The 12,674-nt window shown below is 66.6% G+C and carries 13 protein-coding genes; 3 read left to right on the forward strand and 10 right to left on the reverse strand.

What is annotated here, in order from left to right:
* Positions 1-52: 52 nt before the first annotated feature.
* The 8 genes from F5544_RS36365 to F5544_RS36400 all read right to left on the reverse strand — a co-directional run bounded on the left by F5544_RS36365 (position 53) and on the right by F5544_RS36400 (position 8,089).
* Positions 53-1,132 (reverse strand): metallophosphoesterase, encoded by a 1,080-nt coding sequence (locus tag F5544_RS36365; RefSeq protein ID WP_167477361.1) that lies wholly within the window; start codon positions 1,130-1,132, stop codon positions 53-55.
* Between the two features lie 27 nt (positions 1,133-1,159).
* Positions 1,160-2,638 carry an alkaline phosphatase gene (gene phoA / locus F5544_RS36370; protein ID WP_167477362.1) on the reverse strand — a complete coding sequence of 493 codons (1,479 nt, stop codon included), beginning with the start codon at positions 2,636-2,638 and terminating at the stop codon, positions 1,160-1,162.
* Between the two features lie 109 nt (positions 2,639-2,747).
* The gene (recQ, locus tag F5544_RS36375; protein WP_167477363.1) at positions 2,748-4,610 is read right to left on the reverse strand and encodes a DNA helicase RecQ; all 1,863 of its coding nucleotides are present in this window, start codon (positions 4,608-4,610) and stop codon (positions 2,748-2,750) included.
* A gap of 114 nt (positions 4,611-4,724) precedes the next feature.
* Positions 4,725-5,627 carry a permease-like cell division protein FtsX gene (gene ftsX, locus F5544_RS36380; RefSeq protein ID WP_167477364.1) on the reverse strand — a complete coding sequence of 301 codons (903 nt, stop codon included), beginning with the start codon at positions 5,625-5,627 and terminating at the stop codon, positions 4,725-4,727.
* Positions 5,627-6,316, reverse strand: coding sequence for a cell division ATP-binding protein FtsE (gene ftsE, locus F5544_RS36385; RefSeq protein ID WP_167477365.1), 690 nt, complete (start codon positions 6,314-6,316; stop codon positions 5,627-5,629). The genes ftsX and ftsE overlap by 1 nt, the downstream gene beginning before the upstream one ends.
* 83 nt (positions 6,317-6,399) lie before the next feature.
* Positions 6,400-6,549 carry a hypothetical protein gene (locus F5544_RS36390; RefSeq protein ID WP_167471243.1) on the reverse strand — a complete coding sequence of 50 codons (150 nt, stop codon included), beginning with the start codon at positions 6,547-6,549 and terminating at the stop codon, positions 6,400-6,402.
* Positions 6,536-7,387: a mechanosensitive ion channel family protein gene (locus F5544_RS36395; protein WP_167477366.1), complete on the reverse strand. Its 852-nt coding sequence runs from the start codon at positions 7,385-7,387 to the stop codon at positions 6,536-6,538. Before F5544_RS36395 ends, F5544_RS36390 begins: the two co-directional genes overlap by 14 nt.
* A gap of 105 nt (positions 7,388-7,492) precedes the next feature.
* Positions 7,493-8,089, reverse strand: coding sequence for a TetR/AcrR family transcriptional regulator (locus tag F5544_RS36400; protein ID WP_167477367.1), 597 nt, complete (start codon positions 8,087-8,089; stop codon positions 7,493-7,495).
* A 110-nt stretch (positions 8,090-8,199) separates the two neighbouring features.
* Here F5544_RS36400 and F5544_RS36405 point away from each other — a divergent pair, with 110 nt between their 5' ends.
* Positions 8,200-9,393 carry an alpha/beta hydrolase family protein gene (locus F5544_RS36405; protein ID WP_167477368.1) on the forward strand — a complete coding sequence of 398 codons (1,194 nt, stop codon included), beginning with the start codon at positions 8,200-8,202 and terminating at the stop codon, positions 9,391-9,393.
* 35 nt (positions 9,394-9,428) lie between these two features.
* Here F5544_RS36405 and prfB read toward each other — a convergent pair whose 3' ends face one another.
* The gene (prfB, locus tag F5544_RS36410; RefSeq protein WP_167477369.1) at positions 9,429-10,547 is read right to left on the reverse strand and encodes a peptide chain release factor 2; all 1,119 of its coding nucleotides are present in this window, start codon (positions 10,545-10,547) and stop codon (positions 9,429-9,431) included.
* A gap of 14 nt (positions 10,548-10,561) precedes the next feature.
* A complete protein-coding gene (locus F5544_RS36415) occupies positions 10,562-11,440 on the reverse strand; it encodes a helix-turn-helix domain-containing protein (protein ID WP_167477370.1) in 879 nt (292 codons plus the stop codon).
* Positions 11,441-11,581: 141 nt separating this feature from the next.
* On the opposite strand from F5544_RS36415, the gene F5544_RS36420 reads away from it, so the two are divergent.
* Together F5544_RS36420 and F5544_RS36425 are read left to right on the forward strand one after the other, a co-directional pair.
* On the forward strand, positions 11,582-12,172 hold the full coding sequence (locus F5544_RS36420) for an NADPH-dependent FMN reductase (RefSeq protein ID WP_167477371.1): 591 nt from the start codon (positions 11,582-11,584) through the stop codon (positions 12,170-12,172).
* A gap of 45 nt (positions 12,173-12,217) precedes the next feature.
* On the forward strand, positions 12,218-12,619 hold the full coding sequence (locus tag F5544_RS36425) for a VOC family protein (RefSeq protein ID WP_167477372.1): 402 nt from the start codon (positions 12,218-12,220) through the stop codon (positions 12,617-12,619).
* Positions 12,620-12,674 lie beyond the last annotated feature (55 nt).

Consider the following 12,674-nt stretch of genomic DNA (forward strand, 5'->3'; position numbering starts at 1 on the left):
GCGATGAACGCCGCCGCGGCGGAATTATGCGGCACCGCAACGGTATCGGAACTCAGGCGAGACGCCGCGCGAACGCTTCCGCCGCCGCGCCGGACGCCAGGTCCACGGTGTGCACCGCCAGGTCGACGCGGTCCGGTGCGAGGTCCAGCACCATGAACCCGAGCTGGTGGTAGTTCTCGAACAGCACGGGATTCGTCCCATTGGGATTCAACTTCGGTTCGGCCGCAACGGTTTTGGCCGCCGCGCCGGAGACGATCTGCCGCGTCCCCCGGCAGGCCGGTGTCGGTTCGAGCACCTGCAGCGAGTGATCGTGACCGGACAGCAACAGATTGACCCGGCCGAGCACGTGTTCCTCGAAGAAGCGCTGCGCGTGCACGCCGTTGATCGGCGCGATATCGAGACCCTCGTAATGTCCGGCGTTGCCGTGCGGCCCATTGTTGAGATACGGCTGATGTGTGCAGGCGATCTTCCAGGTGGCGGGCGATTCGGCCAGGGCCCGGTCGAGCCAGGCGCGCTGTTCGTTCATGAACTGCCCGTCGGGCGCCCAGTAGTCCGAAAGTACCTGCGGCACATAGGCGGCGAGCGGATTCACGTCCAGCACGAAGAATTCCACGACCGGCTGACGCTGCGGGATCCGCACCGAGTAATACCGGCTCGGCATCCACCAGCGCGGCGAACGCGCATGGTAGGCCACCTCGTCGTTGCCGCGCTGCAGCCAGCCGCCGTCACCGGGCAGAATCGAACTGTTGTCGTGGTTGCCGAGCACCATCAACCACGGGAAATCCAGTCCGGCATTGGGGTTTTCGAATTTATCGGCGAACTGGGGGTCGTCCGGGCCGTTGGGCCCGCTCTCGTAGATATTGTCACCGAGCCCGAGCGCCAGCGAAAACGGCTGCCGCGCGTGGTGTTCCCGCATGGCGTTGGCGACCGCCCACTGATTGCGGTTGCCGGTGCCCGCGTCGCCGGTCACCAGCACGCGCAGGGTGCGCTCGGCGGGGAAGGCGAATTTGGTGACGTCCGCCGCGACCGGGACCGCATGGGCGGGCGTCAACCCGACCAGCGATGTCCCAGCCGCGGCGGCGGCCGCACCCGCCAGAAAGCCGCGGCGGCCGAATCCGTTGTCAGCGTTCATGATCGGTGAGGTTACCGACCGGTCGCATCACTTGCCCGGCGCGGCCTTCTTGCTCCGGTCCAAGCCGAGCGCGTCGGTGATGGTGAAGAACATATCGGTCTGGTCGGTCAGGCCGACGACGTTCGCGGCGCGCGGACCGTAGGCGGCGACCCGCAGCTGAGTTCCGGTGTGCTCCTGCGAACCGCCCTCCTCGGCATTGCCGTAGGAGATGGCGATCTCGGCGCCGTCCTTGGTGACGACCTTGCTGGTGAGCGCGGGCGACTTGGTGTCGAGCGGCACGATCTGGCTGCTGTGCGCATGGTCGGCGGTCACCACGACCAGCGTGTTGCCGTCCTGCTTGGCGAATTCCAGCGCGGCCTGCACGGCGGCGTCCAGGTCGACGGTTTCACCGACCTGACCGCACGGGTTGGCATTGTGGTCCTCTTTGTCGATGGAGGCGCCCTCCACCTGGAGGAAGAAGCCGTCCTTGCGATCCTTCAGCAGGTCGATCGCCTTGCGGGTCATGGCCGCGAGCTCGGGCTGGGTGTCCTTGCGCTCCGGGTTCGCCTTACAGGTTTGCGCCGGATTGTTGATGCCGTTGTGCACGGCCTTCTCACCGGTCAGGCGAACCGGCATATTGCCCGGCGCGAACAGCCCGAGCAGCGGCTTGTCCTGATCGGCCTTGGCGATCCCGTCGAGTCCCGCCTTGTCCGAGACGATTTGGTAGCCGCGCGCGGTGGCCTGCTCCTTCAGCGTCTTGTCCTTGTACTGGCCCGCGGTCGCCTTCTGGTCGAAGGATTTCGCGCCGCCGCCGAGGGTGACATCGGCGCGGGTGTCGAGCAGTTGCTCGGAGATGGAGCCGAGGCCGCCCTGCTCCTTGGCGTTGGTCGGGCATTTGGCGGCGGTTTCCTCCGGCCCGTAGCACTTGCGGTCGGTGACGTGCGCGGCGAGCACGGCCGGGGTGGCGTCCTGGATTTCCGCGGTGGTCACATTGCCGGTGGCCTTGCCGTTGGCCTTGGCGATCTCGATCAGATTGGTCTGCGGCTTACCGGCGATATCGACGCCGATGGCACCGTTGTAGGTCTTGGTGCCGGTGGCCCATGCGGTGCCGCTGGCCGCGGAGTCGGTGACGTAATTGGGCTTGCCGGTCGCTTTGTCCAGCGCGTAGTGGGTGTACGAGCCGGTGAGCGGCAGCGCGTCGATGCCCTTGAAGAATCCGCCCGCACCCTCGGCGACATTGCGGGCCACGGTGATCTCGGAATCGCCCATACCATCGCCGATCAGCAGGATGACGTTCTTGGCCTGCGACGAGTTGATGGCGGCGCGCAGCGCCTCGCTGCGGTCGCCGGTGAGCCTGCGGGCGCCGCCGGTCTCGCTGGCCTTGCCCGGTGCGGCCTGGCCGAACAGCTCGCCGGTGGCCTGTTTGGCGGTATCGGAGCCGCAGGCCGCGAGCGCGCCGACCAGCAGCGCGGCGGCGCCGGTGATGGCGCAGGCCCTGGCGAGCCGGGGCCGGGTAAGTACGGACATCTCTATAACCTCATCTGTTCCGGATAGAAGTACCGATGACAGAGCGTGCCCGGAATGTCTGAATCAACAGCAACCGGTTGGTTACCGACGGATGAAGTGACTGGCCAGGCTATCCGGCGGCCAGTACCTCCAGCACTCCTTCGCCGTATTTGGCGAGTTTGTTCTCGCCGACGCCGCTGATCGTGCCGAGTTCGGCGCGGTCTGCGGGTTTTCGGGCGGCGATCTCCCGGAGCGTGGCGTCGTGGAAGACGACGTAGGCGGGTACGCCCTGTTCCTTGGCCGTCGCCGCGCGCCACTGCCGCAGCCGCTCGAACAGACCGACATCCGCGGGCGCGAGATCGGCCGCGGCCTTCGGCGCCTTGGCCGTGCGCGCCGGTTTGGTGACGCGCTCGGGCTCACGCCGCAGCGGCACCTGTCGGCCGTCGAAGAGCACCTCATTACTGGCCTCGGTGAGGGTGAGCACCCCGTAGTCGCCGTGCACCGCGAGCAGCCCGGCGGCCAGCAACTGCCGGACCACGCCCCGCCATTCGGTATCGCGCAGATCGGTGCCGATGCCGAACACCTTCAGCTCGTGATGGTCGTACTGCAGCACCTTCGGATTCTGTTTGCCGAGCAGGATGTCGATGACGTGACCCGCGCCGAAGCTCTGCCCCCGCTCACGCTTGAGCCGCAACACGGTGGACATCAACTTCTGCGCCGCGACGGTGCCGTCCCACGACTCCGGCGGATTCAGGCAGGTGTCGCAGTTGCCGCAGGACTGTCCCGACTGGCCGAAGTAGGCGAGCAGCTGGGTGCGGCGGCAGCTGACGGTCTCGCACAGTGCGAGCATCGCGTCCAGGTGCAGCTGCAGTTGACGGCGGTGCGCCGCATCGCCCTCGGAGTTGTCGATCAGCTTTCGTTGCTGCACAACATCATTGAGCCCGTACACCATCCACGCCGTCGACGGCAGACCGTCGCGGCCCGCGCGACCGGTCTCCTGGTAGTAGCCCTCAACGGATTTCGGCAGATCGAGGTGGGCGACGAAACGCACATCCGGCTTGTCGATACCCATGCCGAAGGCGATGGTGGCGACCACGACCAACCCGTCCTCGCGCAGGAAGCGCGCCTGATTGGTGGCGCGGGTGCGATTGTCCAGGCCCGCGTGATAGGGCACCGCGCTGACGCCGTTCTCGTTGAGGAAGGCCGCGGTCTTCTCCACTGAATTGCGCGACAGGCAGTAGACGATGCCCGCGTCGCCGGCGTGCTCGGTGCGGATGAACTCCAGCAGCTGCCGGTCCGGCTTGTTCTTCGGCTCGATCCGGTACTGGATATTCGGCCGGTCGAAGCTGGCGACGAACTGGCGGGCATCGCCGAGATCGAGCCGGTGCACGATCTCGTCCCGGGTGCGCTCGGTCGCGGTCGCGGTGAGCGCGATCCGGGGTACCCGCGGCCAACGCTGGTGCAGCATCGACAGTTCCAGATAATCCGGCCGGAAATCGTGGCCCCACTGCGAAACACAGTGCGCCTCATCGATCGCGAACAGCGCGACCTTGCCCCGATCCAGCAGTTGGGCCGTCGAGTCCAGCCGCAGCCGCTCCGGCGCGAGATAGAGCAGATCCAGCTCCCCCGCCAGGAACTGCTGCTCGACCGTGCGCCGCTCGTCCGGGAACTGGGTGGAGTTGAGGAATCCGGCGCGCACGCCGAGCGCGCTGAGCGCGTCCACCTGATCCTGCATCAGCGCGATCAGCGGCGACACCACGACACCGACGCCGGAACGCACCAGCGCGGGCACCTGGTAGCACAGCGACTTGCCGCCGCCGGTGGGCATCAGCACCAGCGCATCGCCACCCGCGACAACGTGCTCGACGATCTCGGCCTGATCGCCCCGGAAGCTGTCGTAGCCGAAGACTCGCCGCAAAACCTCTTGTGCCGCACCGGATTCGGTGCGCGCATCGAGTTCTGCGGCGGCCGCGAAGGTTTCGGGTGGAGTCACGCGGCCCATCCTACGAGCGCGCGCCGACAGCCGGGCCGGTACCGTGCGCCGAATCCCGGGTGACACGGCAAGTTCTCCACAGGTGGATAACCCGACCCGGCCTGCGCCGCAAGGTCATTCACGCACGTAGTAGCGCAGGGTGGCATACGCCGTCAGCGCCGCGAAGACGATTCCGATCGGCGCGATGGTCAACGCGACATTGGCGATATCCGGCCCGGTGATCCGCGGGAAGACGTTCTCGTCGAACAGCTGCCCGAGCACCCGGTCGATCACCATCGGCCGCGCGAGCAGCAGCGCGCCCACCGCGAGGATCGACCCGAGCACCGCGGACACCACCGCCTCCAACAGGAACGGCAGCTGGGTGTACCAGCGCGTCGCGCCGACCAGCCGCATGATCCCGACCTCGGTGCGCCGGGTGAACGCCGCGATCTGCACCATATTCGCGATCAACAGCAGCGCCGCGATCGCCATCACGATCGCCAGACCGAACGCGGCATTGCGCAATCCGTCGAACACGCTGATCATCCGGTCGACGATCTCCTTGTCGTTGGTGCCGAATTTGATGCCCTTGCGCTTGCCGAACTCGTCGAGCACCTTCGGGTAGTCCCTGGCGTCGGTCATCTTCACCCGCAGCGATGCGGGCAGCGGCGTCTGCTGGATGTACTCCACCATCGACGGCTGACCCTTGAACAGGTCCTGGGCCTCCTTCAAAGCCGCTGCGCGATTGAGGAATTGGACGCTCACCACGCCGTTGTGCTTCTTCAGATCGGCCATCAGCGACCGGCACGGTTCCTGGGAACAGTCCTGGTCGCTCTCGGAGACCTGATCGTCGAGGTAGAACCGCAGCTCGATGCGGCTGGCGAAGAATTCACCGGTTTTGTCGGCCATCCGCACCGAGAGCAGGCCGCCGCCGAGCATGGTCAGCGAGACCGCGGTGGTCAGGATCATCGCGATGGTGATGGTGACGTTGCGGCGCAGACCGCGCAGGACCTCGCTGAAGAGGAAGTTCAGTCGCATTACCGATCCACCCCGTACACGCCGGTCGACTCGTCACGCATCAGCTTGCCGCGATCGAGCTCGACCACCCGCCTGCGCATGGCGTCCACGATATGGCTGTCGTGGGTGGCCATCAGCACCGTGGTGCCGGTGCGGTTGATCCGCTCGAGCAGCATCATGATGTCCCCGCTGGTGTCCGGATCCAGGTTGCCGGTCGGCTCGTCGGCCAGCAGCACCAGCGGCCGGTTGACGAACGCGCGGGCGATCGCCACCCGCTGCTGTTCACCACCGGACAGCTCGCTCGGTAGTCGGTCGGCTTTGCCGCCGAGCCCGACCATGTCGAGCACCTCGGGCACCGTGCGCTCGATGAACTGGCGCCGCTTGCCGATCACCTCCAGCGCGAACGCCACATTCTGCTGCACCGTCTTCTGCTGCAGCAGCCGGAAGTCCTGGAACACCACGCCCATGCGCTGACGCAGCTTCGGCACCTTGCGGCCGGGCAGCCGGTCGACCCGGAAGTCGGCGACCTGGATCTCGCCGGCCGTCGGGGCCTCCTCGCGCAGCAGCAGGCGCATGAACGTCGACTTGCCCGAACCGGACGGTCCGATGATGAAGACGAATTCGCCCTTGTCCACCTCGACCGAGACATTGTCCAGCGCGGGCCGCGTCGACGTCTTGTAGGACTTGGTGACGTTCCGCATGGTTATCACGGGGAGCCAGTGTAGCCAGGGACCCCGGGACGGCCGCGTTGCGAATACCGCCGGGCGCGGCTGTCACAGCACACTCACAGCGACTACGGGCTCGAATTCTCAACCGCCGGTTTGGTATTCACCACCAACTCGGGTCCGGAAAAGACCGCGTGATCCGGCTTGACGATCAAATACAGCACGAACGTGGCGATCCAGGTTGCCAACAGGATCGCCGTCGACTTACGAGTTCTCACTTATTCCCTCCCGGCGCAATGCCGCGGCCACCCGCACCCGCAGTTCGCGACCGACATCGAATTGTTTGCCTGGCAACGTGCGGGCAACCATTCGGATATTCATCGTGTCCACCGTCAGATCCTCGACGCCCATCACACTGGGCTTGTCGAGCAGCAACGGTTGCAGTAAGGGGTCGCTGTACGCCTCTGTACCGACCTCGTCCAGGATCTCGTTGATCCGTTTGATGTCGGCGCTCGCCGGAACCGGCACATCGACCGCGGCGCGCGCCCAATCCTTCGACAGATTCGTGACTTTCACGATCTGGCCGTTGGGGACGGTGATCACCTCACCGTTCGAGTTGCGGACCGTGGTGATCCGCAAGGTCACATCCTCGACCGTACCTTCCGCGGGCTCTGGTTGTCCGGTCACCGCGATGCGAACCACATCACCGAATCCGTACTGCCGCTCCGTAATCAGGAAGAAGCCCGCCAGAATGTCCTGGACGATGCGCTGCGCGCCGAAACCGAGCGCGGCGCCGAGCACCGCCGCGGGCGCGACAAGGCCACTGACCTGAAAACCCAAGCGCTCCAACACCGCCATGCCGACGAGCACGTAGACGATGACCAGTACCACCCAGGTGATCACCTGGGCGAGCGCATGCCGATGTTTGGCCGCCTCGGATCGCACCAGCGCATCGCTGCTGCGGAACTGGGTGTCGATCTTGCGGGTCAGCCGGTCGCGCAGGTAGGTCGCGAATCGGCTGAAGAGCATCGCGCCCAGGACGTAGAGCACGATCTCCAGGCCGTCGGATCGCAGCCAGTCCAGCGTGCCCGACGGGGAGGCGAGGAAAACGGTCATCGCGCCGACCTTCGGACCTGCCGAAAATCGGCGTTCCCGCGCAACGCCCCCACATCTGGAACACACACGTCGAACAGGTTACAACGCGATCACGGCACAGGTGGATCAGCCGTGGAAGGCGGCGATCAGCATGTCGACCAGTCTGTCGAGGTAGCCGGGGGCTTCGAGGTCGCCGCCGTTGATCGAACGCCAGAACATCGGCGCCACAAGGAAATCCAGCGCCAGCTCGAGATCGAGCCCGGCGGGCAGCTCGCCGCGCGCGATGGCGCGGCGCAGCATTTCGGCCACCTTCGCACGCCGGGACTGGCCGATGCCGATCTGCAGCGCTTCGCGCAGCGCCGGGTTGCGCATCGATTCGGCAAATAGATCCGGGATGATCCGCGCCGCCAGGGGGTGGGATACACCGAGCAGGGTGATCTCCAGGAAGGCCAGCAGGTCACCGCGCAACGTCCCGGTGTCGGGCGTATCGGCCGCGGCCACCGCGACCTGGGTGATCAGCGCGATGACCAGCTGTTCCTTGGCGGGCCAGCGCCGGTACAGCGTCGGTTTGCTCACCCCGGCCCGGCGTGCGACCGCCTCCATGGACAGCTTCCCGTAGCCGACCTCGGCGAGCTCGGCGAAGGCGGCCTCGGTGATCGCCGCGGTGACCTGCGGCTGCATGACGGCGGCACCGGCGGGGACGCGTTTGCGGGTCTCTGACATGCACCGAAGCATACCAACGACGAAACGCTTGCGTTTACACGCAAGCTGATCTACCGTTTCCAACGTACGACGAAACGCTTCCGTATCGACGCAACATTCGAGGTAGACCCATGAAATTCCTGTTCGATGACGAATCCTTCTCGTTCGAGACGCTGCGTGCCGCCGGGTTCGCCTGCTACGGCGGCGCGGAACTCGGCGAGGTGCTGGTCACCGCCGCACACATCCCGAACGGCGACGAAGACGCCTGGCTGCGCGAATGGAAGGCAACCGCCACCAGAGTGCACGCCATCGGCGATGACAGCCTGGCCAAGGGCCACCGGGTCAGCGCCCGCGAGGCCCTGCTGCGCGCCTCGAACTACTACCGCACCGCCGAGTTCTACCGGCGCGACAACCCGGCCACCGATCCGGAGGCCAGGGAACTGTCCCGCCTGTCCCGCGAAACCTTCGCCGCCGCAGCCGAATTGATGGATACCCCGGTCCGCGCGGTATCGATTCCCTACGGCGACACCACACTTCCGGGATACCTTTTCCTGGTTGACGATTCGGGTGCGCCGCGACCCACCGTGATCTTCAACAGCGGATTCGACTCGACCCTGGAAGAGGCCTACTTCGTCATCGCCGCAGGCGCTTTGGCCCGCGGCTACCAGGTACTCGCCTTCGACGGTCCAGGGCAGGGCGCGGTCATCCGGGAGCAGGGCCTGCCGTTCCGGCACGATTGGGAAGCCGTCGTCAGCCCCGTCGTCGACTACGCGCTGACGCAGCCGGAAATCGATCCCGCGCGAATCGCGTTGTACGGCTACAGCCTCGGCGGTTATCTGGTCGCCCGCGCAGCCGCCTTCGAACCCCGCATCGCCGCGCTGATCCTCAACGACGGACTGTTCAATTTCCACGCGATCACCCGCATGATGCCCGAATTCCTGGTGGAGTGGGTGAAGTCGGGCCGCGACACGGAGGCGGACGCCGTCCTGCGGTTGATCATGACCGCCAGTACCACCCTGCGTTGGGCGGTACGCAACGGCATCTGGACCTTCGGCGCCACGGGCGGTGCCGACTTCCTCCGCCGGACCGAGCCGTTCACCATGGCCGGAATCAGCGACCGGATCGCCTGCCCCACACTGGTTTTGGACGCGGAGGAAGATATGTTCTTCACGGGTGAGGCGGTGCGCATGTACGAGGCGCTCACCTGCCCGAAGGAGCTGATCGTCGGCACCGCCGCCGAAGGCGCGGGCGCGCACTGCCACATGGGTGCGATGCTGCGCACCAACCAGCGCGTCTTCGACTGGCTGGCAACCGTTTTCGCCTAGGAAACGGAGCGGTTCCGGTACTTACCGGAACCGCTTCAGCTGGCGGCCTTTTCGCGCATGCGCCAGCGGATACCGGATTCGATGAACCCGTCCAGATCGCCGTTCAGCACCGCGTCCGGGTTGTTCACCTCGTAGTTGGTGCGCAGATCCTTGACCATCTGGTAGGGGTGCAGCACATACGAGCGCATCTGATTGCCCCAGGAGGCGCCCTCGTTGGTCTTCAGCGCGTCCATCTCGGCGCGCTCCTCCTGGCGCTTGCGCTCCAACAGCTTGGCCTGCAGCACGCGCATCGCCGAAATCTTGTTCTGCAGCTGCGATTTCTCGTTCTGGCAGGTGACGACGATGCCGGTGGGCAGGTGGGTGATGCGGACCGCGGAGTCGGTGGTGTTGACGCTCTGCCCGCCGGGACCCGACGACCGGTACACGTCCACCCGGATCTCGGTCTCCGGCACCTCGATGTGGTCGGTGGTCTCCACCACCGGCAGCACCTCGACCTCGGCGAAGGAGGTCTGGCGGCGGCCCTGGTTGTCGAACGGGCTGATCCGCACCAGGCGGTGGGTGCCCATCTCGACCGATAGCGTGCCGTAGGCGTACGGCGCCTTCACCGCGAAGGTCGCGCTCTTGATGCCCGCCTCCTCGGCGTAGGAGGTGTCGTATACCTCCACCGCGTACTTGTGCCGCTCGGCCCAGCGGATGTACATGCGCATCAGCATCTCCGCCCAGTCGGCGGCATCGACGCCGCCGGCGCCGGAGCGGATGTTGACCAGCGCCTCCCGCTTGTCGTACTCACCCGACAGCAGGGTGCGGACCTCCATCGCCTCCACATCGCTGTGCAGCGCGGCCCGCTCGGCATCGGCCTCGGCCAGCGCGGACGTCCGGGACTCGCCCTCCTCCGCCTCGGCCAATTCGTACAGCACCGGCAGATCGTCGAGGCGTTCCCGCAGCTTCTCCACCCGGCTCAGCTCGCCCTGCGCGTGCGACAGCTCGCTGGTCACCCGCTGGGCGTGGTCCTGGTCGTTCCACAGCTCGGGATCTGCGGCCTGATGCTCGAGCTCATCGATGCGACGGCGCAGCTCGTCGATATCGAGCACCGACTCGATCGTCTTCATGGTGGCGTCGAGTTCGGCGAGATCGGCGGAAACGTCAGGATGCACAATCTTCAAGGCTACTAGCCGACGCCGCGGTCGACGAAACCCGATACCGCCCGCAGCGCGCCGGGCCTGCGGCCGGCCAGCAGGTCGAGCGCACGGGCGGCCGCGGGATCGGCGGGCAGCCGGACCACGATCCGCTGATCGTCGTCGGCGGACAGCTCCAGGGTTTCGAAGGCCAGGCGCAGCTCGCCGACCTCCGGGTGGGTCATCCGCTCGATACCGTTGGCGGCGGCCAGGCCCGGAATGTTGCGCATGCGGTCGGTGAACTCCGCGCCGACGGTGACCGTCAGCTCCTCCACCAGCGCCGAAATCAGCGAATCACCTTGCACCGGACCCTGTTTCAGCGTCGCCACGGTCTTGTCCGCGACGTGACCCCAATCCGGATATGCGGCCTTCGCCCGCTCGTCGGTGAAGATATAACGAACGACATTGGCGGGCAGGCCGCCATCGAGCAGGCCGATCGGACCCATCAGCGCGCGGTAGCCGTCGGTGCAGGCCAGCACCTCGCAGAGCCGATTGACGACGGCGGCGGGCGCGGGCTCCAACTGCTCCAGCAGGCTCATGACGAATGGGCGCACCACCCGATTCGGCTGCGCGCCGCCCAGACAATGGAAAGCCGAACTCGGGATCTTCGTCATGCGATACAGGTGCACCCGCTCGCTCGGCGACATGCGCAGCGCGTCGGCGAGCGCGGTCAGCACCTCGGCGGACGGATGCCGGTCCCGGCCCTGCTCCAACCGGATGATGTATTCGACGCTGACATCCGCGAGCATCGCGACCTCGGCGCGGCGCAGCCCGGATGTGCGCCTGCGCGGCCCGGCGGGCAGTCCGGCCTCGGCGGGTGTGACCGATTCGCGCTTCATGCGCAGGAACAGCCCCAACTCGTTATCGCTCACCCATCGAACGTAACAGCGGTGCGGCGGCCGATGGTGGCCCTCTCACTACCACTCTCCGCGTGGTCTCCCAACCGGCCTTGCGCGGCGGCAAATTTGGTTTCCGGTGGCCGGTGCGGCCGCCGGAAACCGAAGGAGAACACCATGTCCCGTTTGAAGCTCGCGGTGATCATCGGCAGCGTCCGCGAGGGCCGGTTCGGCCCGGTGGTCGCCCGCTGGTTCGCCGAACAGGCCGAAGCGCACGGCGCCTTCGATATCGACGTGATCGATCTCGCCGAAATGACGCTGCCGCTGGAACTTCCGGCCACCTCGCCGATGCTCGACCCGAATCCGCCTCGGCCGGAAGGGATGCGCGAGCTGACCCGGCGGCTCGACGCGGCCGACGCCATGGTGATCGTCACGCCGGATATCAACCGCAGCTACCCGGCCTCGATCAAAACCGCCATCGACTGGCACTTCACCCAGTGGCAGCACAAGACGATCGGATTCGTCGGCTACAGCGGCAACAGCGGTGGCCTGCTCGCCATCGAACACCTGCGTCAGGTGTTCAACGAGCTCAATGCGCACACGGTGCGCGATTACGTCTCGTTCCCGCGCTACTACCTGCTCTTCGACGAGGCGGGCCGACTGCGCCAACCCGATGAGCCCGCCGCGGCGGCTCAGCGCATGCTCGACCAATTGCATTGGTGGGCAAGCGCGTTGGCCGCGGCCCGGGCGGTCCCGGCCGGGGTGTGAGGTGCCGCTGTCGCATTCGCCGGATGCGTCTGGTCTCATCGATGCGTGCGGATTCTCGGCGTCGACAATGTGCTGGCTCCGGTGGGAGATCTCGCGGCGGCCATCGAGTTCTATCGCGGCAAGCTGGGTTTGACCATGAAATTCGAGCTGCCCGCGCACGGCATCGCGCTATTCGCCATCGCCGACGAGGCGCCCGGGATCATGGTCCGGACCGATCCCGACGCGGGCAGCGGGCAGACCCCGGCCATGCGGCTCTGGCTGGAGGTGCCCGATGCCAGAATCGCGGCCGCCGAACTCGTCCGGCGCGGCATCCCACCGCTGGCCGAGCCGTTCGAGGTCGGCACGGGCTGGGTCGTCGAAGTCGCCGACCCGTGGGGCAACGTCATCGGTTTGACCGACTACACCAAGCGGCCGGAGCTCGCCCGCGGCACCGCATCCGGCGAGTAGCGCAGTTGGTCTAGACCTGTCGACGTGCGGTTGTCCGCGCTCGATAGGGTGTGCG

The organism is Nocardia arthritidis, assembly GCF_011801145.1.
In the GTDB taxonomy this organism is placed as follows: Bacteria; Actinomycetota; Actinomycetes; order Mycobacteriales; family Mycobacteriaceae; genus Nocardia; species Nocardia arthritidis_A.

What these genes read in the sequence shown, in the direction of transcription:
- F5544_RS36400 (WP_167477367.1), bottom strand. Translation starts at nt 8,089, where the DNA reads ATGTCAGAGACCCGCAAACGCGTCCCCGCCGGTGCCGCCGTCATGCAG.
- ftsX (WP_167477364.1), bottom strand. Translation starts at nt 5,627, where the DNA reads ATGCGACTGAACTTCCTCTTCAGCGAGGTCCTGCGCGGTCTGCGCCGC.
- F5544_RS36365 (WP_167477361.1), bottom strand. Translation starts at nt 1,132, where the DNA reads ATGAACGCTGACAACGGATTCGGCCGCCGCGGCTTTCTGGCGGGTGCG.
- F5544_RS36420 (WP_167477371.1), top strand. Translation starts at nt 11,582, where the DNA reads ATGTCCCGTTTGAAGCTCGCGGTGATCATCGGCAGCGTCCGCGAGGGC.
- F5544_RS36405 (WP_167477368.1), top strand. Translation starts at nt 8,200, where the DNA reads ATGAAATTCCTGTTCGATGACGAATCCTTCTCGTTCGAGACGCTGCGT.
- phoA (WP_167477362.1), bottom strand. Translation starts at nt 2,638, where the DNA reads ATGTCCGTACTTACCCGGCCCCGGCTCGCCAGGGCCTGCGCCATCACC.
- F5544_RS36395 (WP_167477366.1), bottom strand. Translation starts at nt 7,387, where the DNA reads ATGACCGTTTTCCTCGCCTCCCCGTCGGGCACGCTGGACTGGCTGCGA.